This is a genomic window from Streptomyces sp. NPDC005374, from assembly GCF_042872225.1.
Taxonomy (GTDB): domain Bacteria; phylum Actinomycetota; class Actinomycetes; order Streptomycetales; family Streptomycetaceae; genus Streptomyces.
On sequence record NZ_JBIAKA010000005.1, the window covers coordinates 1 to 21,755 of the forward strand.

The window sequence follows — 21,755 nt, forward strand, 5'->3', positions numbered from 1 at the left end:
CGCCCGCCGAATACGAAGCCAACTACTACCGAGCGACCACGAAACCCCAGGTCACAGTCAACATCTGAGATCTCTATTGAACCCGGAACGGTTCACGGCACCGGTGGACGACCCAGCGTTGTTGACCAGGATGGTCACGTCGCCGGTGGCCTCGGCGGCGGCCGCCACCGAGGCGGGGTCGGTGATGTCGAGTGCGATCGGCTTGGCGCCGGGCAGGTCGACCTGGTCGGGATTGCGGGCGCCGGCGTAGACGGTGGCGCCGCGGCTGAGCAGTTCGGCGGCGAGGGCCCGGCCGAAGCCCCGATTGGCTCCGGTGACAAGGGCGGTGCTGGTGGAGAGGTCCATGAAGGTTCCCGGTGAAGTGGAGGGGAGATGGACAGAGCGCTGATGGCATGGCCTGATGTGACCCAGGTCCATTAAATTACGATCGTAAGAGTAAGCAGGTCGAGTCAGTGATCGCAACCGACCAGCCTGGTGAACGACGCTGCACCAGGCACCTTGCCGGAGCGCCGTCAGGGAGCTGATCGACGCCGGCAAGGTCAAGTGCTTCGGCCTGAGCGAGACCGGCCCGCAGACCATCCGCGGGGCGCATGTCGTACAGCCGGTCTCTGCCTTGCGGGCCGAGTGACCCTGGTCTGTGGCCCCGCCCATACCCGGCAGCCCGCCGCTACGATCACTGGCCATGGACTGGCTCGAGCGCACCGCAAGCTGAGGCAGTGGACCAGAAGCGGGACGCGCGCGCCGCACAAGCCCCTCCTGCTCCTGTACGCCCTGGGGCGGTTCCAGGAGGACGCGGACAGCGAGCTGCGGTACAGCACGGTGGAGGACGATCTGCGGCAACTGCTGACCGAGTACGGTCCGCCCAACAAGACGACGCCCGCCTACCGCACTCGATTCTTCTGGCATCACCGCATCTCGCGGTCGTGGAGCGGCCAAGCCGCGGAGACCGAGCAATCGATTTCGCTCACACTGCCCTTCAGCGACTGGAAGGGTTGGGGCGCCAGTGGCTCCTCGTGTGTTCCGCGCCGCCGCAGTGCTGCGCCACCGGAGACGTGGGTACCGCCATTGATGGCCCGCCTGAAATCTCCGCTTCCGCAGTCTCGCAGCAGAGCCGTCTGGACGAGTCACCTCGCCTGTCAGACCGAACTGCCATGCTTCCTAGATGGCCAGTAGGAACAAAGTGCGACGAGGGCGGCCCGCCGTACCTGTGCGACGAGGCGATCCGACCCGTGGACCCGCTGAATTCCTGTGGACGCAGACACGATCGGGGGCACGAGCCGGTCGCGGGTTTCACTACCAGGATGCCGTCGGAGCATGGCTGTGCGGCCGGGTCCTGTCCGGCCGGCTCGCCATCGATCGCATTGTCCCGGAGGGGTTTGAAGACCTCTCTTGCGAGGGCCCGACGTCCTGGCATGTCCAGGTGAAATCACGTCAGGAACGGGTCGGTGATTTCACCGCTGCTGATGTGGCCGGGCATCTCGTCGCCATGGCCAAGGCGCATGCCAAGCGGGCAGCGGCGGGAGTGACCGATCGCGCGATCCTCATTCTCGAACGGCCGGTGGCAGGAGAGCTGTTCACCCACTGGGATCGTCCGTTGAGCGCTCTCCCAACAGGCCATCCGGTGCTGCGGGAATTCGCCACGAAGGCTGCACACGCCGGTCTGGACAGGGACGAGATCGACGCCTGGTGCGAGGCTGTCAGCCTCTACGTGCTGCCATGGGGCGCCGCGGCAGCGGAAACCCGGGCCGCGGTAGTACAGCGCTTCGGGCTGCTCCCTGCGGCCGCCGAACCTATTGTGCTAGCCCTACGCGACGAGGTGGCAGGCCAAGCGGATGCCAACGCAGAGGCAAGTCTGGGTGACGCGGCTGGGCTCACTCGAACAAGCATCGAGCGCATCGCCCAGGAGGTCGTGGAAACCATCGAGCGCGAGTCACTGGAAGAAGCCCTGTCGTCAGGTGCCTGCGAGCCGGTGGACTTCGACCGACCGCTTCTGCCAACCGGCTTCTACGAAGGCATCGACGTGCAGCCCGGCCACATCGCAGCCGGCCTGCCCGCACCCAGGCAGGCTCTGACCGGCCAGGTGGTGACGGCGATCGGCCGCGAAGAGAGCGTCCTCATTGTCGGCCCGTCAGGAGTGGGCAAGTCGACTGTCATGTGGACGGCCGCCTACGTGACCAGGCATGTGCTCTGGTATCGGATCAGACGTCTCCGAGACGGGGACATCGCCGCGTTGGTGCGGCTGGCAAGAGCGTTGAAACCCTCGACACGCTCGCCGGTCGGATTCGTGGTGGACGGCATCGGAATCGGCTCGGCCGAGGCTTGGGACGCCCTTCAGCGAGAACTCGCCCCGATTCCCGGAGTCCTGCTGTTGGGTTCTGTCCGCAGTGAGGACTTGCTGCCCCTGCGGAGCCGGGCCAGGTGTACGCAGATCGCGGTGACACTTGACGAGGACGTCGCGAAGGAGATCCACACCGGGCTGACCGCCTCCGGTGCCACGACGACACCGCACTGGCGGGAGGCATACGAGGTAGCCGACGGTCTGACTCTGGAGTTCACTCACCTTCTCACCAAAGGAAGGCGGCTCTCGGACGTTCTGTCGGAGCAGGTCGACCGGCGGGTAGTCGAAGGACGACAGACAGAACTCGACATTCTGGCCAGGATCTCGGTGGCCCATCGATGGGGCACCGATCTGCCGGTACGGGCGCTCCAGCGACAACTCGGCATTGAGGACGTGGAACTCCGCGCCGCGCTCTCGCGTCTGGTCCACGAGCACCTCGTTCACGAGCGGCTCGGACATCTGTCCGGACTCCACCAACTGCGCTCGGGCAGATTGGCGGATGCCGTACACGCGGTACCGCCACCCGTACTCGACGAGACCGTCATCGCGGTCATGCGGATGCTGACGGACGAACAACTCCAGCCGTTCGTGGCCGGCGTCCTCACGGACTGCCCCGACCTCGATTCCGTCGTACTGGACCAGATTGTCGTCGAAGTTGGGCAAAGGCACGGAACGACTGCGGTCACCGGTGTTTTCCAGGCGCTCCGGCTGGTCGATTTCACTCGTTGCGCCACCGACTGGAAGCAGATCCTCGACCGGCATCAAGTAGCGCTCGCACACCGTCGAACCCTTCTGCAGTTCGCGCTGCTCGACGGGGATCCACTGCCCAACCTGCAACCCGAGATCGCGGCGGCCACAGCCGAGATCCGCGCGTACCTTCCGCTGAGCTCGCCGCTGCGCGACACCCTGGTGGAACGGCTCGGGACGGCCCAGTTGGCCCAACTTCTCGCCCAGTGCACGGAACCGATCGAGACACAGAGGGTCCTGGCCGTCCTGACAGGAACAGACCTGGATCTTACGAACTGGGCTGCAACGCTCACGGATTCTCCGTTCGGCCGACTGCTGACCGGTTCATCGACTGAGTCGCTGGGGGACCTTCTCACAGCGGCGCGAGCCGTGTCGTTGGATCTGGCGAACAGCCTGCTGGAACTCGTGGGCGGAGAGGAGGCTGTTCTGACGAGACTGAGAGCCCATTTTCCGTGGTTGTACGAGGTATCCGTCGTAGAGCGGGAAGGCCGACAGGTTGCGTACGCCCGTCTTCTGCACGTGTCCGATCGGGCTCAGCCGGAGGCGGAACAAGCGATCCGGGCCTTCGGGCGGATCCTGCTGCGCTGCCTCCCCCACTGCGAGAGCGTGGACGTTCAGAGCCTTCTGCCCGGTGGCATTCCCCAGACCTTCGGTGACTTCACAGCTGGGATCAGCCGTTTGGAGCGTCAGTACGATCGCTCGCCGACCCAGGTGGCATGGACTCGCGCGCAGAGCCTGATCGCCACCACTCTGGCCGGCACCACCGACCGGACCAGCAGGACCGCTGCGGCAAGCGCCCTGCTCCCTGAGCTGTACAAGTACTTGATTGATCTGACCCGAGTCTGGCTCACCGGCCGCAGCCAGCCCCGGGACGTCGCCATGCTCAAGAAGGTGCAGGCTGACCTGTACAAGCGGGCCACCGCGCTGACACTGCCCATGGACAATACCCACCTGTCCTCGCTGCCTGCCGATGACGCGGTCCCGGGTGGCGGAGCGGACCACTTGCAATCGCTCGCACACGGGATCGCGGACAATCTGACACAACGGATCGTCAATCCCGAGGAGTACAGATCACTCGCCGGGTACGTCCGAGACTCGCTGAGGAATAGCGCGTTGGGCGTGCGGGACCAGGAGCAATGGCACCTCGTCGACCAAGAACTGCCACCTGTCCTGGACCAGTTGACGAAGGCTCTCACCGACCTTCACGCCGTTCTCGCTGAGCTTACGTGGGGCACCCTCGGCCTACAGGCCATCAGGACCGCGGCACGATCAGGGCCGTCCGGCCTCGCTCTCGCCCGGGCCGCGGACGTTGCCCGCACCGCCGCCGACGCCCGAGCGCCCGCCGCACAGCAACAGCTCCAAGCCGACGCCGAGGCCGCAGGACTCTCCGTTCAGCTCTTCACCCGCCCTCCCGCCGATCCGAACGCGATGGAATGGCCAGCTGTTGAGTCGGCGGTGGGCGTGTACCTCGAGGACGTCATCGGATGGTCAGCGACGGTGGACGAACTAAGCGCCTTGATGCACCACGATTATGTGTCGCAGGGATACCGGGGACCCGTCCTCCTCATGCCCCTCATCGACGGCAGACCGGTCCGCCTCCTGACCCAGCAGCTCCAGACCACGTTGTGGCCGGGAGTCGACCTCTTCGACACCTGGAGTGCGGCCCTCCCCGAAGCCCACCCGACCCCGCTCACCAACGCGGTCATCAACGCCCATCAGGCTCTCCAATGCCTCTCTGGTCTGGCGCACCTAGCGACCTTGCGGGATACCGCTCCACTGCACCAGAGCGTCGCCGACGAAGCCGCGACGCGATTCCAGGAGACACATCGCATCATCACGGAACTCAGTCCCGGAGACCTGGTCATCAGTGAGATCGTGGACTTCCTCGGAACCCTGGCTCTCCGGGTGCAGAGCGAAATCGACACGGGCACAGCGGTCCGAGAACCGGGCGTACCGAATCTCGCCGTCGCCATTGCTGAAGGCGCCACCGGCCAACCGACCGACGACTTCCAGGAGATGGAATTCCTGATCATGGTCGCCCTGCAGTGGGACCTCTCCCCCGAACGCGCGGCACAGCCCCTTACCGCTGCCGATGACTGAGGCACCGGTGTCGGGCGACGAGAACACCCACCCTGTTCTGCCGCGGAGTCCGATGTTCATCGAGGCAAGGCAGTGAACAGCCCGGTACGGACGAACCAATACGCGGGCCGCTGTGCCCGGTGCGGCGCAGACGTCCCGGCAGAGGCCGGAGTACTGCTCCGAAGCGTGTGGGGTGGCTGGGTGATCTATCACCCAGATCACGCCCCGACACCCGATCCGGACGGCACCACGTCTGACACGTCCGCGATGCGCCCCAATCAGAGAGACGGGGAGTGCGAGACCTGCGGCTCGGTCGTTCCGGCTGGGCTGGGGGTGATCGTGAACACCGGCTTCGGTGGATGGGACGTCTACCACCGTGAACACGTCCGTGAGCCTGCTCCACCACCACGCCAACACCATCCGGGCTGGCACCGACGCCGCCTCATGGCCCTGGACATCGCAACCACCGGCAACCGTTACGGTATCGACCGCATTCTCGGCGCGGCGGTACGCACCACTGACGGAACGAATCGGCTCTGGCTCATCGATCCCGGCCCCGGCCCGCTGTCCGTCACGCCTCGCAAGAATCACGGCATTTCAGTGGAGCGCGCCCGTGCCCACGGAACGACTGCCATCGAGGCTCTGGAGGAATTGACGACTGTGCTTGTGGGGCAGTTGGCAACCAAGGAACCGATGGTGGTCTGGTATGCCCAATTCGTGCTGACCACGTTGGAGAGTGAACTGCGCCGGCACGGACTCACACCACTGTCCGATCGCTTGGCCAACGGCATGTCACCGATCTGCGACCCACTCGTTCTGGACCGGCACGCTGAGCCCTTCCGCTCTGGCGGACGCGCCCTGGAAACGGTCGCCAAGTGGTACGGCATCCCGCATGAACGCCCGGGTGACCCCTCCTGCGACGCCGAAACCACGCTCGTCCTCGCGCAGGTCATCGCGGCCTGCCACCCTGCCGTAGGCCGCTTGTCCCGCCCCGCGCTCCACCGGGAACAGGTCCGCTGGTACGAGCAGTACGTGCAGGAAGCTGAGGCTCGGCGTCCCAACAGGGACAGGGATCGGAGCTGGCCCTTGGAGACGGTCCAGGTGCTGGACTGGAAGGAGCACGAACTCGTCTGATGCACGGCATCAGTGGCCATATACCTAGGCCGGCACCCGCCGTCTCTGCCTGTTGCCCTTTCACTCACGGGACCGGTTGTCGGCCGCCACACGCACACTGTGGCGTGGGTCGCGGGCGAGGAGTTCCAGTACGGCTCTCGCCGTTTCGGATCGCTTGAGGTCAGTCTGAGCAGCTGCTTCGGCCAGTGTCTGACGGACTCTGTGCTCACTGTCCTTGGCCAGGCGCATGGCGGTGTCCCGGTAGCGATCGGGATGCCGTAGGCACAGCACCGCGCAAGCTTGACGCACATTGATATGGCGGTGCGCCGCCAGAAGGTCGGCGTCGACATCCGCGGTGATGCCTTCCACGAGTCCACTGAGCGCGACCGCCGCAGCATGAAGGTGGGCGGTGTCCTCGCTGGACAGCAGACCGATGGCTTGTCCGCGCACCCATGCGTGTTCTTCGGGGGTTGTGGCTGACGCGACTGCCAGAAGTAGAGCTTCTCCTCGCAGAGACGCCGAACCCCCAGAGACCTTGAAGGAACTGAGCGGGTGGGGCGTGCCGGTCAGCTGGTCGTCCAGGTGACTGCCGTCCTGGTCGCCGACCGCGAAGCCCTTCGCTGTACCGAACACCTGTCGCTGGACGTCGACGGGCAGGTCGACCACCAGATTACGGACTCCGATGAGCGCGTCCTTCCTGGTTGTGGCCACTTCACGCACGTCATTCGCGATACTCATGAGCTTGTCGAGGCATTCCGTGCGACTCTCCTCGCCGAGCTTGCCGACCAAGTAGGAATCGGAGACCAATCTGGTTCCGAACTCCGCGATGCCAGGTTTCGGTTCGCGGTGTCGAAGAATGCGGGCCCGCGCCTGCTCCGCGCGTTCGCGCACCGCGACGTGGTCGGGGTCGATCACAGCCCGTGCGACATCGGCCAAGTAGAGACCGTTGTCGTCGAGGCGGCCGACTCTCGCCCGGAGCCGGATGAGGTCGTCCTCAGCCAGCCCGCCCGGGACAACGGAGCCTGCCCGGGGTTCCGTTTCCGCTTGCCGCGCTTGCAGAAGGCTGATCACCTTGTCATCCACGACGAGTTGGAGCGCCTTCTGTGCCCCTCCGTCTGCCAGATCGAAGAGTCTGGTCAGAGCTTGCATCGCGATGGCCCCGTGGGTTCTGGCGATGGCGACACAGGCGGAGGCATGGCAGTCGTCCGAGTGGTGGTACTCGTTGGATCCCCGTGGGACATCAGGGGCCAGGAGATCGAGAACTGCGAGAGCTTGTTCCTGTGTTCCCCGAGCCGCGAGCGCGCAGACGCTGCGAGTGACCTGGTGCGTGAGGTTGTGGAAGGGGGAATCCGCCACTTCGCCGGCTCTGGCCCGTTGAGCCAGATCAGTCAATTCACCGAGCAGATCACGGGCCGTCTCGTCGGAGATCAGATCCGCCTGCGCCTCAACGATCGTGGTGCGGCAATGGAGTACCCACCAGGGAGCATCGGAGAGGGGGCCGAGTGGCAACGTGAGGTCGCCGACGGCAGCGGCGAGTTCCTTGAGCTTCTTCGTCCTGCCCGCGCGTTGGTAGTACTGGGCGGCAAGAGATGATTCGTGACTCTCTCGATACAAGTCCCCCAGAAAATCCAGTGCCTCGAACTCGCTGCCCCAGTCTCCAGTGGTCACCGCGTCGGTAAGCCAGCGACGGGCTGACAAGACCGCCTCGACAGGTTTGCCGTTCACCTTGGCCGACAAAGCCTGTTCCCGGAATGGGCGCACTCGGTCAAGCAGACGTCCCGTGCCGGTGGCGCGGAGCGCCTGCGCGAGCCGATGCTCGTCATCGATGAGCGAGGTCAGAGGACCGTACTGGGCGTTCACTGCCCGGATCGCGTAGAGCCAGTCCGCGGCATCCTCGGTCATCCCGGCATGGATGGCGTCGTAGACCGCATCGCGCCACGTCTCGACTGCCTCCTCCGCTCGACCCTCAAGGGCGCAGAGCCTGGCTTCACGTGCGTTGATCAAAGCTGCCTGTCGACCGGACACCCGGTGATGCCGCGCCAGCCGCTTAAGCTCCGTGCGCTCGGCGAGGTCGTACTCGGCGCGCACCAAACGCAACCGGACGACAGCGTCCTCGGCGACCCGTCTGATCAGCTCCGTATCCGCTCGCGTGGCGGCTGCGGTGATGAGACCGTCCAGGTTTTCGACTCGGTCCGGGTCCAACGCCAGCAGATGTTCGGCGAACAGCAGCACCAGCAACGGCTGGTAAACCGGCTCTTCCGCGGCAGGCGTCTCCAGCGCGGTACACAGAGCGACGAAATGACCGAGTGGATGGAGCACGCTCTTGACTGCGGAACCGACCAATTGGAGGTGCCGTTGCGCGAGTGCTGTCTGCGTCCGCCCGGACGCCTTCTCGCTGGCGGTCAGTTGTTCAATACGGTGCAACAGTCTCCGGGGTTCGTCGCGATCCCCGAAGTGCAGTGCGACGACCGCGAGATGTGCAGCCAAATCGATGGCTTCATCAACGAGTTGGGCGTCCACCAGTGCGTCGAGTTGCTTGCCTCGCATGGTGACCGCATGACCGCGGAAACCGGCCTCGTCGAGCCGTTCGGCCAGTTCGCCGTACAGTCGGGCGGACTCCTTCGGCGCGGTCGATCGGTGGGCGTCCGCCCGTCGCAGAATCGGTGCCACGTCGTTGGTCTGCAGCGGGCCGACAAGGATCCGCTCCGCCTGCTCCTGCCGATCGGGCAGTGGTACGGGAACTCCTTGTGGGGGAGCGCCTGTACAGAATGTCGTCGCCGTCTCGCGGGTCCAGAATCGGGCGACCACATCGCCTTGGAAGCGCAGGTAGTCATTAATCTGCTCGGATCCCCACAGGCCCAGCTCCAGGTCGGAGTGTGCGTCCTGGAGTCTGGCAAGCTCATCAACGACCTGAGTGGGCTGCGTGGTAGCCGAGGTGGCAATGATCAGATGGCGCGCGCCGAAGGGGCGCCGACCACGTGTGAAGGTCTCCACGGCTGCTCGCAGATCGCCGGCAGTGAATGACTGATAGTCCTTGCACTGGACAACGGTGTAGTTGCCATCCGGCTCACGGCCGGCGAGGTCGATGCCGTACTGCGCCTGCCCCTGCGTACCGTAGCGGCGAAACTTCACGCCTCTCAGACCGAGCACGCCGCGTGACAGCGCCAGTACGAGCTTCTCGAAACGGTCCCAGCCGAGGTGCAGATCGAGGTCCTCACCCGGTGGGACGTTGCCTGAGGCGCCGGGCTCGGGCGAAGCGCTGAGATTGGGATCCGCGGTCCACGGCTCCCAGGGGTCTTCTCCACCGACGGATACAGCTCGTTGCGAGGCAGTGTCGATCACGCTTCAATATTACATCGCGATCGTGCATAAATTCCTTCAGACCAAAGAACTCACCCTCCATAGCGACTTCCCGTAGCGCTCGGTACAGGGCGCTTGAGGGCTGATCGCTAACTCACCTTTCTCATTCTGACCAAAGCATCAAGTTGATCACCGGTAGTCCCGTGGCGTGACGCCAACCGTGCTGGGTGTATCAGAGATTGCGGGGCTCGACAGTTACAAGCGCACCTTACCTCCCGCCAGCATTCATTCGGCCGAGATGATCTATTTCTCTGCCTTACTCGGGTGCCCGAGCAAGAGCTGCCGTGAGAAACTCGGTTTACTTAGCTTTCTGATTCTCATGCATGTCGTGACGGGATCCTGAAAACCGCGAGCGTATCCAGATGATCGGCGGTATCCGAATAACCTACACCTCCTCGCGGCTGCTCATCTTCACCGTATGAGTCTGCAAAAGGGGCCCTTTCAACGGTCCAATCGAACCTCGCGATCTCCAGGAGGGCGGTCTGCTGTCGGCTCCGTACGGCGGCGAACTGGCCGGCCCGGCCTTCTCGGACTGACGGCCTGTCTGGGGGACGGACGAGTAGCGGGACCGCTCGGTCGATGTCAGACCCTTGCGGAATCATGATGCTCGGAAGCCTGGTCGACCCTGCTGGAGGGGCACGTGGTGAACGCCGACCTGATACGAGACCTTGGCAGGCCGGACCGGCACGAGGCAGCAGCGGACGCGTTGGTGACGTTCGGCGCCGGCGGGGTGGAGCAGTTGGTGCGGGAGGTCATGGACGCGGAGTCCCCGGTGGACTGGCGGCCGATCGCCGCCGTACTCAGGCGGATAGGGGATGCGGGGTTCAACGGTCTGCTCCAGGGGCTCCTCTCCGCGTCCACCGAGGAGTCCCGCGGACGCGTCGGCTTCGCGTTCTCCCAACTCGGCGTGGCCGTCCTCGACCGTTACACCGCGGCCCTCACCCACCCCCTGCCGCTCGTGCGCCGTCAGGCCATCCGTGGAATCGAGCACTGCGGCGAGGCCGGCCGGTCCGCAGCCACCCTGCTGCCGCTGCTCGGCGACCCGGACCAAGAGGTCGCCCAGCAGGCCCAGGACACTCTGATCCGCACCGGCCAGCACGCGATTCCGCTGCTGCAACGCATACGCGAACGGGGGCCGGGCCGCCAGCGGGCGCGGGCGTTGACCGTACTCGTCGAACTCGGCGGCGAACCGGCGCTGTCGCGCACAGACACGGCCGCGATCGAACGACTCATCCGCATCAAGCTCCCGGACGATCGGCCCGAACCACTGTGGGCCTGCTGGAACCACTGGATGGCCATCCCCGGCGGAGACCAGACCGGGATCATGCACGCACTCGGCCTGACCGATCCACGACCCGTGACCTTCGCGCTCGGCAACGCCATCGTCGACGCCGACGGCCACGGCTGCGACACGGACGAACACACCGGCTACGAACGGGTCTTCGTCACCCCCGAACTCGATGGCTGGACCCTCGTCCTCGGCGCCTGGTGCGACCCGCACGGCCAGGAGCGCCGCGAGGACGTACTGCGTCTGTGCACCGAGCTCAGTGCCCGTTACGGCCGGGCCCAGGCGTACTACTACGGCGGCCAGGGCGACGGCTCAGCCTGGCTCGTTGCCGAGCACGGCACGGTGATCCGGCGCTACGGCGAAACCGGCGAGGCGGAGGACGAGTTGCTGACCCTCGGCGAGCCGCTGCCGTACGAACGAACACGCCGTACGGAACTGGACCTGCACCCCGACTGGGACCCTGCGCAGGAGAGCGAGGACGACGAGGACGCGTGGCGGTGGACCGCTCACGACCTCGCCCCGGACATCGCCCGCTCACTTGGCTCCGCGAGTCCTCTCGATGTCACTGCCGACACGCCGTCACGCGGCACCGGCGTCATCGCCCTGACTCCGTACGGCGTCACCCACGGCGTACCGGCGGGCGCCTACCGCATCTGAGTCATGACTGCCCTGATGTGCTCCCGCAAGGGCATCCTTCCGGCCGGCGCCCGCTTCCCGTGCTCGCCCGCTCGCCGGCCACCTCGAAGGGCTCTCGACGTCTCGGGGTCGACGGCGTGCCCATAGCGTGCCCTGAAGAGCGGTAAACCACGGTCAACAGCAGTGCGATCCCGCGCTTGCGGGCGCCACACCAGAGCGCATACGACCAGGTCAGAAGCCATCCAGCTCGCCAAGCGCCGTCGCTTCCCAAGCTGAGAGTGCGAGTTCGATTCTCGTCACCCGCTCTTTTCAAAGCCCCAGGTCAACGACCTGGGGCTTGTGTATTGGTGGGCCGTTGATGCGTTTTGCAGGTGCCCTCACGTCGCCACATGGCGCCGACCTGGACGTTCACGCAGATGAGCGGGAGGCGAGCCCTCAGCCCGCCGTTTCCCAGCGACGAAGGACACCTTTCCTGCACGTACCTCGTCGTGGGCGGTACATAAGTCCCTTATGGGAGCAGTCACTTGACCCCGGATGGTCCTGGATCAGAGCGGGAGGTCGTCGGGGAGTACCCGGAACGCCTTGTAGCGGCCCAGCGGGCGTATGGCCCGGAAGTCCCGTCGGTCCAGGGTGAGAATCGCGTCCGTGTCGTAGTCGGCGGCAAGCGCCACGTTCACCGCGTCGGCGAGGTCGAGGTCGAGCGCGCGATAGCGGACACGGACGGACTGGGCTGCGCCCAGGTGGTCCTCCGTGATCTCCGGCATGACGACACGACCCCGGCTCATCCAACGCCGTAGGTCGTCGACGGCGCTGAGTGCAGCATCCCTGCCGAGCTCACGCGTCGCCACATGATCCAGTTCGGCCAGCAGGAGCGGGGACATGACCAGCAGGCCCGCTGCCATGATCGCCTCGTTCGCCGCCCGGTGTTCCGGATGAGCCGAGTCCAGCGCCGCCAGAAGGCCGGACGTATCGGCGATGACGATGATCACGCGGCGGATCCGGAACCCGAGCCGGTCTCACGCCGCACGGCCTCGGCGACCGTGTCGCGGACCTCCGGCTTGGACAGCGTGAGCCCCGGTCCCTCGAAGGTGCGTGAGAACAGCGGCTCGTCCCAGACCCGGTTCGCCATGGCCGCGAGGTGGATGCCCTGGCGGATGATCTCGGCCTCGCTTATACCTCGGCGCTTGGCGGCCTCCTTGATGATCGCCAGGTCCTCGGGGTCCGCGTAGACGTTCGTGCGCTTCATCGACATGTACCAAGTATAGTACATGTACCGGATTGATATACCCGGCGTTACCTTCCCCGGTCCCGTTGCCGACGACCGGCCGAGCCGACCTCACAGGCCCGTCGGGGTGCCAGACCGTTCCTGGGGAGAGGGGTACGTCACCACCACCAGCGCGCCCTTGACGCCCTTCGGCATACGCCCCCTCTTTCGCTCGTGTACCCGAAAGCCGGCGGGACGGTGGAGTTCCGGCCCGCACCCCGGCTTCCCGGGGCCGTTCCGGGACCCCTCCCGACGCAGTGCCGGTAGGGATTGCCCGACAGACACGTGAAGGGGGAATGCATGGTGCGAGCACGCTCGGGAGCGTTCCCGGCCGTCGTGGCCCTGGTCGCCGTACTGGTGTCGGCGTGTGGCGCGGCGGCGCCGCAGACATCGCGGGAGGAGTTGTTCCAGGAGGACGTCCGATCGACCCACATGAAGAACGACTGGTTGGGCCGCGAGGGCGGGACGAGTGCGGATCGGATCGCGAACTTCGCCTCTCGCGGCACGCCGACCGATCTGCTTTCCCGCCTGCTGTCCGCCCGGCCATGCGATGCCGACGCCGACTGCCCCCCGAGCGGAGCGGCCGGCCAGGCGGTGCGGGACTTCGCGGGGTCCGCCGGGTCGGTCTACGAGGGCTCCGTTCTGGTCAAGCGTCGGAGCGGGTCGCTGGAGCTGATCACGCTGTACGTGGCACACACATCCGGCAGGGCCCCGGCGCTCGTCGACTCCCGCGGCAGGACCTACACGGGTGGCCTGTACGGCTTCCGCCATCACAACGACCTGCTCAGCTCCGACGACATGATCCTCACGCCGGCCGCCATCACCTCCGTATCGGGTGGCGGAAAGGTCGTCGCAGTCTCCGGGCACACGGCCACGGACCGGCAGCCGTGGCTCATCGGCACGACCGTCGTGGTGTTGCTGCTGGTGCTGGTGCTCAGAACCGCGATCGGCGCGCGGGCGGCCCGTCGGCGTACAGCGGAGGTATGCCCATGACCGGCTCGCCGAACGAACCGGGTGCGGCGCAACTCCTGCCCGAGGAGCCAGAGGAGCCCGAGGAGGAAGAGGTGGAAGAGGTTGAGGCGGACGCCCGCAGGCCCCGGGTGATCACCGTGGCGTTCTGGCTGTTGATCACGTCCGCGGTGCTCTGGGTGTTGGTCAGCGGGAGCGACGACCCGGCCGAACAGCAGGGGACCGCTGCGATCCTCTGCGTCTACATCTGGTCCGCAGTACGCGTCCGTCGCGGCCGGTGGACAGCCAGGATCGTCGGCACGGCCGCTGCCGTCTGGCTCCTCGTCGTCCTGGGGTCCCGGGTGCAGGGCTTCATGGGCCCGGAGTACCCGTACGGGCGGGACTACGCCGTGTTGGACATCATGGCGATGGTCCTGACCGGCATCGGTGTGGCCCTTCTCTACGGCCGTCGAGGCACCACGTACTTCCGCCGGCGGCCATGGTGACGGCGTCAGGCGGCGTCGATCAGTGCCAGGTCCATCGGTACGAGCGTGGTCGATGCCAGCAGGGCCCGGATCAGGTGGTCGTTGAGCGCGTTGCCCACCGGCTCGCCGAGCTCCTCGCGGGTCAGCCAGGGCACCCCGTCGCGGGACAGCTTGGTGCGCACGCCGTTGACCAGGTGCTCGACGCGCTTGTCCGTCCAGCCGGCACCGGGCTGCACCTCGGCGAGTTCGGCGGCGGTCTGCCGCCAGGTCAGCGGCTGTGGCCGGGGTTCGTGCAGCAGGTAGCGCCGGCCGAGGACGACGAGGGCGAGCTTCTCCTGTTCGGTGAGCGCCCATACCCGGGGCGGGCGGGTGACGTCCTCGTGCCGGGGCGGCGGCCGGTCGCCCTCGGGGCCGGTGACGAAGACCTCCAGCAGGTGCTCGCGCCCGTGGGAACCGCCGACGAACAGCGGGGTGTAGCCGGTGTCGAGCGGCAGTGGCTCCTCGTCCCGGAACAGCAGCCGGGCCCCCGGACAACGGATCGGCAGCCGCCCGGAGTTGCTCACCCACCAGCGGCCGTCCCGGTGCGTGAGCGTGCCCTGGTGGCGACTGACCTGGGGGTCGTCCTCCCCGAGGCAGACATGCACCTCGGGGCGGTTGCGGCCGAACAGCACCTCGCGGCCCTCCCCCGGTCCCAACGTCATACCGCCGGTCAGCGCGAGCGCGAAGACGGTGCCGCGCAGCGGTGCGGACGCGCCACGGGCGAGGCTCCCATGGGTGGCGGGCAACCGCCTGGCGCCTGTGCCGTGGGGAGTTCCCAGCTCCGTCATGTCACGCCTCCGGCAGTCGCTTCGCGATGTTCCGCACGACGACGGCCGCGAACTCTGCCGCGCTGTCACACAGTTGCCGGTCCGGCTGCGGGGCGTACACGGTCAGCTGGACCAGTTCGGTCGTGCGGTCGCCGACGGAGTCCGTGTACGTACGGTGCGGTGTCCGTACGGTGCAGCTGTCGTCCTCGGCCTCGTCCGCCACGTAGTAGCTCCGCGTCCCGGCGACGTCCACCGCCGTTCCGTCGTCGGAGTCCAGCGAGTTGTCCCGGCTGAACTGGATCTCGACCTCGCGCTTGCCGTCGTCGCTGGACCAGTCGCAACTCCAGGAACCGAAGCCGCGGTCCCTGTTGTCTGCGTCGACGCCAGGCAGCTGCTTGAGCGCGGTGGCGTCGAGCAGGGTGCAGGTGTCCAGCCGGGCCAGGGAGTTCGCGGCCGGCGACGACGAACGCCGGGGCACCGGGCCGTCGGCCAGCACGCCGACCACGCGGTCGGTGGCGGCGTCGGCCATCTGGCACGGGTCGGGCGCCACTTCGCCGAGCTGCTTCCCGATGACGCGGATCTGCTTGCCGTCGGCGGTCAGGACGGCCCGCTCGCAGGCCCTCCCGTTCCGTTTGAGGGTCACGACCGTAAGACCGCCGGCGAGGTGGGTGGATTCGATGTCGTCGAAGTCGTCCCGGTCCGAGTCGAGGTTGACCTGGACGTCCGCGTTGTCGTCACCGCTGTTGTTGCGCACCAGGACGTCGCAGCGGTCGAACTCCCCGTAGTCCGGGTCGAGTACGGTGCCGCCGAAGCGGCTCAGCGAGGCGGCGTCGAGCAGCCCACAAGGGTCCGCCGTACGCTCGTCGCCGATGGCACCGACCGGCGCCGTGGCCGAGGGTTTCGCGTCGGTCGCGCCCTTACGGCCGCCCTCGTCTCCTTCGTCCTTCGAGGCCCACGGGCCGAAGACAACCAGCCCGGCCGTGATCGCGCCCGCCGCGGCCAGCGCCACCGCCGTGATGGCCAGCCGGCGTCGACGTGGGGGCTGTTGCGGCTGCGGCGCGAAGGGCGTGGAGTCCTGCGCTCGGCGGACGAGTCGCCGTAGTCGGAGGGTCGGGGACGTCAGGTCCCGCACCCGGCTGTCGTGCAACTGCTCCGCTATGTGCGGTGGTGGTGGCGCGGCGCGCGTCAACAGGCTCTGCGCCCTGGCGGCGTCGGGCCGGCGCCGGGGCTCCACCTCCAGCAGGGCGGTGAGCGGCCCCTCCAACGGGCCGGCCCGGTGCCCGGGCTCGATGTGTCCCTCGACGGCTCGGGCCAGGTAGGCCGCGGGGTGTTCGACCTCGCCGTACGGCGACCGGCCCTCGACCGCCATGAACAGGGAGGTGCCCAGGGAGAACACGTCGGACTTCTCGCCCGCGGGCAGCCCCTTTGCCAACTCCGGGGCCAGATACGGCGGTTTGCCGGGCACACTGCTCGTCCCGCTCTGTGTGACGTCGCTCCACAGGGCCCGCGAGATCCCGAAGTCGGTCAGTCTCGCGACGCCTTCGTCGGTGACGAGGATGTTCTCCGGTGTCACATCGCCGTGCACCACGCCCTCGTGGTGGGACTTCGCCAGCGCGGCCGCGATCTGGCAGCCGATCGACCCGGCCGCCTCGGGCGTGAGCGGACCGCTCTCCGTCAGGATCTGCGCGAGGCTGCGCGAAGGGACGTACTCCATGATGATCCAGCAGGTGGCGCCCTCGTCGACGAAGTCGAAGACGCCCACGATGTTCGGGTGGTGCAGCCGCCCGGCGTTGCGCGCCTCGACCATGAGCCGTCGCGAGGCCCGATCGTCGTCCAGGCGTGCGCACTTGACCGCGACCCGCCGTTCGAGCCGCTCGTCCCAGGCCAGCCAGACGACGCCCATCCCGCCTCTGCCGATGGGCTCCTGCAAGAGGTACCGGCCGGCGATCTTGTCCCCGGCCTCCGGCGTCACCAGCACCGACCCGCCCCTCGCCCCACCGCCAATGGTCCTGCCAGACGACGGAGTGTACTCAGCCCGCACCTGGCGGTGATCTCTTTCACCGGACTTCGCGCGGACCCGCCCAGAACCCCCACAGCGCGGCCGGTTCACGGTCCGCCCCGGGACCCCTCCCGGGAACGGCGCCGCACCATGCGGGCGCCGGACCTGTTCGTGACCGAGACCAGGCGAGATCAGGGGAGATCAGGATGAGCGACCCGACGTACGCCCTACCCACCATGCCGAGTGCCGCGCCCGACGAGCCCAGGGCACCCGACCCGGTGTCCGTCGCCCTGGGCAATGCCTCGCTGCTCGGCGTCGGCTATCTGATGCTGCGGCGACGCCGGCTCGCCCTCGCCGCCGTGGTCGGCAGCGCCGTACTCGTCCTCAGGCTCGTCACGACCGCCTCGCCGTCGTACGAGGTGGCCGTGCTCGTGTGGTGGGCGGCCGTGGTCGGCCACGGGTGGTTCCTGGCGCGCGGAGGCGGTGGCCGGGGCACGGCGCGCAGACAGCGCCTGGTCGCGCTCGGCATCACTCTGCCGGTGCTGCTGGTGGTGGGGCTGTTGCGCTTCGACGCGTTCAGGATCGGCCGCAGCGTCACCGAGGCGCGCGAAAGCGGCGACTGCGCACGGGTGTCGACCGCCCAGGACAGCGTGTGGTTCGGGCACCGGGTCGCCGACGCCCCGCTCACCGCCCGCGGTGACGAGGCCGTAGCGGCGTGCGACCGGCTGCGGACGGCACGGGCTGAGCTGAGCACGGCGCTGACTGGGGACACCGAGGCCATGGCGGACGGCTTCGGCACACTCGCCTCGGTGCTGGCAAAGGGCGGTAACGAGAAGACGGTCGAAGCGACCTTGAACGGATTCCTCGGCAGGCTGCCCGCCAAGGACCCCTGCGACACCGCCGCCGTCACCGACTGGCTCCGCGACCGGGGGCGGAGCCACGACGTACTGGACCGGGCCGCCGACACGGCCGCGCTGACCGCGCCCGCGGCGCTCGTCGGATGCGGTGACGACCTCCTTGCGGACGACAGTTGGCAGCAGGCGCTCGCGTACTACCAGCGGCTGCTCGACCGGTATCCCGGCAGCGGCCTCGCGGACCGGGCCCGGAAGGGAGCCAGGAAGGCCACGCTGAGCATCGAGTTGGCAAACGTCCGCAGCCTGCTGTCCGGAGGGACCGGCACACAGCCCGAGTACTGCTCACGCCCCGCGAAGTACAGCGGCGCCAAGCCCATGGGGAAGGGCACCAACCGCGCACTGTTCTACGCCTCCGACCTGTATGGCACCGATTACTCGGACCAGCTCCCCGGCTCCTGGAAGGCGGGCGACGCCACCGACACGGTGCTTGTGGTCTGCATGGGCGAGGCCGCCTCCGGGCCCTCCGTCGAGACCTGCCCGTACCGGAGCAAGTCCTCCGGCGCCATCTCCTACAAGAGTTTCACCAAGATCGAGATCCCGGTGAAGGTCTACGAGCTGCGCACCGGCAAGCCGGTCGCCGACCGCAAGATCCAGATCAACGGCACGAGCTGCCCCTCGACCATCTACGCCCCGGAGGGCACGGGTTCGATGTACCTCGACGCGTCCACGTCCGATGTGCGGTCCGCCTTCCGCCCGCTGGTCGTCCGGTGAGCGGCGGCGCGGACCGTGGCGTCGGCGGGGTCATCGCCGGACGGTACCGGCTCCGGGAGCGGTTGGGCTCCGGCGGTGGCGGACACGTGTGGCTGGCCGAGGACGAGGACCTCCAGGTCCGGGTCGCGGTCAAGGAGACCACCGTTCCGTACGAGTCGGACGGCCCCGGCGACGACCCCGTCCACCGCGGGCGCAGGGAGGCACTGAAGGCAGCGCAGCTGCGCGAGCACCCGAACGTGATCACCGTGTACGACGTGGTGGAGGACGACGACCGCCCGTGGATCGTGATGGAGTACCTGCCCGGCACCCGGGATCTGCGGGCCGTGGTGGAGGACCGCGGGCCGCTGCCGAGCGAGGAGGTGGCCGGGATCGGGGCGGCCACCCTCGACGCGCTGTCCGCCGGGCACCGGCTCGGCATCATCCACCGGGACGTGAAGCCCTCCAACGTCCTGTTGGCGCCGGACCCGTCCGGCGCCGCCGATCGACGGGTCCTGCTCACGGACTACGGCATCTCGCTGTGGCCCCGGGAGACCCGGGTCACCCGGAGCGGCATGGTGGTGGGCACCCCGGGCTACCTGGCGCCGGAACGACTGTCCGGCGGCGAAGCGACGGAAGCGACCGACCTGTTCTCGATCGGTGCCACTCTCTACTTCGCCGTCGAGGGCGCCTCCCCCTTCGAGCGGGACACGCTCGACGCCTCCCTCATGGCGGCGCTGACCGCGGAACCCGCCGTACCGCAGCGGGCGAGCGACCCGCTGAGCCGCGTGATCATGGGGCTGCTGGCCAAGGATCCGGCGGAGCGTATGCGGGTGGAGCGAGCGCGTGAGCTGCTCGCGGAGGCCGGGGGAACCAGGACCCCTCGTACGCCGCTGCCCGCGCTTGCCGGAACCGCCCGGGAGAGGACCGGTTCCAGCGCCGATTCCGCCGCCGCGACCGGCTCCGGGCGCACCTCGGCCGCCGCTCGCCGGGCGCCCGGCCAGCGAACGTCCGTACTACTGACGCTCGTTGCCGTGCTGGTCGGGGCCGTCGGATTCGCGCTGGGCGCCGCCACGTACCCGGTGGAGAAGGCCGGGGTGAAGGGGCCGGAGGTCGGTACGAAGGTGGCCCCGAGCCCTTCCCCGACCGTGACCCGGAACGCGTACCCGTACGGCCGGCAGGCGGGGCTGCGCGAGGAGCTCACACCGGGACAGTGCGTCGATGCCGACTGGAAGGACGGGAAGCTCAGGGGGCTGCCCAAGGTGAAGCTCGTCGACTGCTACGACGACAATCCCGACGGCCAGGTCATCACGACCGTCGCAGCCGACGGCGCGCGGGCGGGGCGGGACGAGTGCACCCGGCGCACCGCCAAGCTGCGGGCGGCCATGGCCGACCCGGTGCTGTACGTCCTCACGCCCGGGACCGGGCAGAGCGAGCCGCCGCCCTCGGCCTGCCTGCTCTTCCTGAAGAACGCCACCGCAGGCGGCCCGCTCGGCGACTTCCGCAAGTTCGGCAAAGAGGTGTACGTCACGCAGTTGGGCCCGGGTGACTGCATCGACACGCGGAAGGACGAGGACGACACGTACACCAAGACCCTGGTGAACTGCGGCGGACCGCACGAGCAGCAGATGGTGGGCTGGACCCGGGCCTCGGGCGACGGCTCGGCGGACAGTGTCGACGCGGGAGACCTCTGCGACGAGAAGTACGGCGTCAACTGGGCCCGTGGCCAGGGACACGAGATGTGGGGCTGGTACTCCTCGGACGAGGAGTGGGACGCTGGGTTCCGGTGGGTGCTGTGCGGCGTGGGCCGGGCGGACGGGAAGAAACTTCCCGGCGGAACGCTGAAGTCGGCGTACTGACTACCCGCAGGATCACCGGCGCCATCGACGCCGCTCGACGGGACTCCGGGCCGGAACTCGTCCAACCGGCCCCCGACTGCCCGAGGTTTCTACCCGACATCCTTCACCGAGGTCGGCCCCAATTGCTTGGCACTGGCGTACTCCGGCATCGTCATGGGCTTGTCGAACAGGAAGAACGACTGGTTCGTGCCGACCGTGAACTCCATGTACACGCCCGTCGTGGCATCGAAACCGTAGTAGGCGTTGCAGGTGGAACCCGACGAATACGTGCCGTCCATGCCGGGCTGCGCGAGGACTGCGACGCCGTTGGAGGAGGACTCCACCCTCTCCGTCGGAGTGAGCATCTTGCAGCGCGGCACCGGCAGGCCCTTCATGATGAAGTACCCGTACTCGCCACTGGCGTTCTGGATGTAGACGTACGAGAGTTTGCCCCGCTTCCCCCACGTCCTGATCCACTGGTTGATCGCTTCGCGGGTCGGCGAGTACTCCATGCGGCCCGCCGGCTGCTGGGCCACGAGACGGTCGTAGTTGTCCTGCTTGGCCTTGTTCTCCTTGTCCTGGCTGGAGTCGCTGGTGCAGGACGTCAGGGCAAGGCCCACAACGAGCGCGACAACGGTGGCCAGGGCCATGCGTGCGAACTTCTTCATGCGGTGCCGCCCTCTTCCCGGGATGAGATGGGGATCAGTTGGTGCACGTCGTGCGCTCGGCGCCGGCATCCAGCCGGTACGGCAGATCCTTGTCGCGGAAGGGTGCGCGGTGCTCCTGGGCGGCCTTCGAGTTGTAGGTATTGACCGACTCGATCCGCGTGGCCTTCAGCGCGGTGATCGACTGGTCGATCTGCGTCGTACGAGTCTCCGAAGCGACCTCCCGCTCCTCCCGGAGCGCCTGGACAGTCCCTTCGGCGTTCTGCACGGCCTCGCACAGATCGAAGAACTCCTCGTACGTGGTCTGACGGAACTCGCCCGAGCCGACGGAGTTCTCGCGCTTGTCCGCCTCACCGCGGAACGGGGCGGTGATCCACTCCGCGCCGCCGAAGACGAACACCCCGATCACGTACAACACCGACAGGCCGATGACCCCGCTGACGGTCCAAGCCGACAACCGTGCACCCTCGCGTACCTGCCCCATGGTCATACCCCTTCACAGGTGTCTCCGGCACACACTGCATCTGTAATGACGACCGGGCTTGCGCGTACCGGATCCGAATCGTTGGTTGTACGCGAGGCACTTGA

14 protein-coding genes and 2 pseudogenes are annotated in these 21,755 nt (G+C 67.6%); 8 read left to right on the forward strand and 8 right to left on the reverse strand.

The window, feature by feature from the left end:
- Positions 1 to 96: 96 nt before the first annotated feature.
- Positions 97 to 345 (reverse strand): annotated as a pseudogene (locus ACFYRX_RS13750) (SDR family NAD(P)-dependent oxidoreductase); the annotation flags it as partial.
- Between the two features lie 337 nt (positions 346 to 682).
- On the opposite strand from ACFYRX_RS13750, the pseudogene ACFYRX_RS13755 reads away from it, so the two are divergent.
- From ACFYRX_RS13755 to ACFYRX_RS13765, 3 genes and pseudogenes are all read left to right on the forward strand, one after another.
- Positions 683 to 918: pseudogene (locus ACFYRX_RS13755) on the forward strand (restriction endonuclease); the annotation flags it as partial.
- A gap of 502 nt (positions 919 to 1,420) precedes the next feature.
- Positions 1,421 to 5,185, forward strand: coding sequence for a hypothetical protein (locus ACFYRX_RS13760; protein ID WP_389099116.1), 3,765 nt, complete (start codon positions 1,421 to 1,423; stop codon positions 5,183 to 5,185).
- A gap of 423 nt (positions 5,186 to 5,608) precedes the next feature.
- Complete coding sequence (locus tag ACFYRX_RS13765; RefSeq protein WP_389099118.1) at positions 5,609 to 6,298, forward strand: hypothetical protein; 690 nt, start codon at positions 5,609 to 5,611, stop codon at positions 6,296 to 6,298.
- A 60-nt stretch (positions 6,299 to 6,358) separates the two neighbouring features.
- Here ACFYRX_RS13765 and ACFYRX_RS13770 read toward each other — a convergent pair whose 3' ends face one another.
- Entirely contained in the window at positions 6,359 to 9,619 is a 3,261-nt protein-coding gene (locus ACFYRX_RS13770; protein WP_389099120.1) for a hypothetical protein, read from the reverse strand.
- A gap of 661 nt (positions 9,620 to 10,280) precedes the next feature.
- Here ACFYRX_RS13770 and ACFYRX_RS13775 point away from each other — a divergent pair.
- Positions 10,281 to 11,582: a HEAT repeat domain-containing protein gene (locus tag ACFYRX_RS13775; protein ID WP_389099122.1), complete on the forward strand. Its 1,302-nt coding sequence runs from the start codon at positions 10,281 to 10,283 to the stop codon at positions 11,580 to 11,582.
- 524 nt (positions 11,583 to 12,106) lie between these two features.
- Here the strand turns inward: ACFYRX_RS13775 and ACFYRX_RS13780 are convergent.
- Both ACFYRX_RS13780 and ACFYRX_RS13785 read right to left on the reverse strand, forming a co-directional pair.
- Positions 12,107 to 12,550, reverse strand: coding sequence for a PIN domain-containing protein (locus tag ACFYRX_RS13780; protein ID WP_389099124.1), 444 nt, complete (start codon positions 12,548 to 12,550; stop codon positions 12,107 to 12,109).
- Positions 12,547 to 12,813 carry a CopG family transcriptional regulator gene (locus tag ACFYRX_RS13785; RefSeq protein ID WP_389099126.1) on the reverse strand — a complete coding sequence of 89 codons (267 nt, stop codon included), beginning with the start codon at positions 12,811 to 12,813 and terminating at the stop codon, positions 12,547 to 12,549. The genes ACFYRX_RS13780 and ACFYRX_RS13785 overlap by 4 nt, the downstream gene beginning before the upstream one ends.
- 312 nt (positions 12,814 to 13,125) lie before the next feature.
- Here ACFYRX_RS13785 and ACFYRX_RS13790 point away from each other — a divergent pair, with 312 nt between their 5' ends.
- The gene (locus ACFYRX_RS13790; RefSeq protein ID WP_389099128.1) at positions 13,126 to 13,818 is read left to right on the forward strand and encodes a hypothetical protein; all 693 of its coding nucleotides are present in this window, start codon (positions 13,126 to 13,128) and stop codon (positions 13,816 to 13,818) included.
- Positions 13,815 to 14,279, forward strand: a complete 465-nt coding sequence (locus tag ACFYRX_RS13795; protein WP_389099130.1) for a hypothetical protein — start codon at positions 13,815 to 13,817, stop codon at positions 14,277 to 14,279. The genes ACFYRX_RS13790 and ACFYRX_RS13795 overlap by 4 nt, the downstream gene beginning before the upstream one ends.
- Before the next feature lie 5 nt (positions 14,280 to 14,284).
- Here the strand turns inward: ACFYRX_RS13795 and ACFYRX_RS13800 are convergent, their stop codons facing one another.
- On the reverse strand, positions 14,285 to 15,085 hold the full coding sequence (locus tag ACFYRX_RS13800; protein WP_389099132.1) for an FHA domain-containing protein: 801 nt from the start codon (positions 15,083 to 15,085) through the stop codon (positions 14,285 to 14,287).
- 1 nt (position 15,086) lies between these two features.
- On the reverse strand, positions 15,087 to 17,042 hold the full coding sequence (locus ACFYRX_RS13805; RefSeq protein ID WP_389099134.1) for a protein kinase: 1,956 nt from the start codon (positions 17,040 to 17,042) through the stop codon (positions 15,087 to 15,089).
- Between the two features lie 227 nt (positions 17,043 to 17,269).
- Between ACFYRX_RS13805 and ACFYRX_RS13810 the strand changes: the two genes are divergently transcribed.
- Together ACFYRX_RS13810 and ACFYRX_RS13815 are read left to right on the forward strand one after the other, a co-directional pair.
- A complete protein-coding gene (locus ACFYRX_RS13810; protein ID WP_389099136.1) occupies positions 17,270 to 18,688 on the forward strand; it encodes a tol-pal system YbgF family protein in 1,419 nt (472 codons plus the stop codon).
- The gene (locus tag ACFYRX_RS13815) at positions 18,685 to 20,523 is read left to right on the forward strand and encodes a serine/threonine-protein kinase (RefSeq protein WP_389099138.1); all 1,839 of its coding nucleotides are present in this window, start codon (positions 18,685 to 18,687) and stop codon (positions 20,521 to 20,523) included. Before ACFYRX_RS13810 ends, ACFYRX_RS13815 begins: the two co-directional genes overlap by 4 nt.
- 89 nt (positions 20,524 to 20,612) lie before the next feature.
- On the opposite strand, the gene ACFYRX_RS13820 is transcribed toward ACFYRX_RS13815, so the two are convergent.
- Both ACFYRX_RS13820 and ACFYRX_RS13825 read right to left on the reverse strand, forming a co-directional pair.
- Positions 20,613 to 21,170 carry a hypothetical protein gene (locus ACFYRX_RS13820; RefSeq protein ID WP_389099140.1) on the reverse strand — a complete coding sequence of 186 codons (558 nt, stop codon included), beginning with the start codon at positions 21,168 to 21,170 and terminating at the stop codon, positions 20,613 to 20,615.
- Positions 21,171 to 21,204: 34 nt separating this feature from the next.
- Positions 21,205 to 21,651 (reverse strand): hypothetical protein, encoded by a 447-nt coding sequence (locus ACFYRX_RS13825; RefSeq protein ID WP_389099142.1) that lies wholly within the window; start codon positions 21,649 to 21,651, stop codon positions 21,205 to 21,207.
- Positions 21,652 to 21,755: the final 104 nt, after the last annotated feature.

Coding starts and splice junctions, on each gene's coding strand:
- ACFYRX_RS13765 (WP_389099118.1), top strand. CDS start 5,609: ATGGCCCTGGACATCGCAACCACCGGCAACCGTTACGGTATCGACCGC.
- ACFYRX_RS13785 (WP_389099126.1), bottom strand. CDS start 12,813: ATGTCGATGAAGCGCACGAACGTCTACGCGGACCCCGAGGACCTGGCG.
- ACFYRX_RS13790 (WP_389099128.1), top strand. CDS start 13,126: ATGGTGCGAGCACGCTCGGGAGCGTTCCCGGCCGTCGTGGCCCTGGTC.
- ACFYRX_RS13795 (WP_389099130.1), top strand. CDS start 13,815: ATGACCGGCTCGCCGAACGAACCGGGTGCGGCGCAACTCCTGCCCGAG.
- ACFYRX_RS13800 (WP_389099132.1), bottom strand. CDS start 15,085: ATGACGGAGCTGGGAACTCCCCACGGCACAGGCGCCAGGCGGTTGCCC.
- ACFYRX_RS13810 (WP_389099136.1), top strand. CDS start 17,270: ATGAGCGACCCGACGTACGCCCTACCCACCATGCCGAGTGCCGCGCCC.
- ACFYRX_RS13820 (WP_389099140.1), bottom strand. CDS start 21,170: ATGAAGAAGTTCGCACGCATGGCCCTGGCCACCGTTGTCGCGCTCGTT.
- ACFYRX_RS13825 (WP_389099142.1), bottom strand. CDS start 21,651: ATGGGGCAGGTACGCGAGGGTGCACGGTTGTCGGCTTGGACCGTCAGC.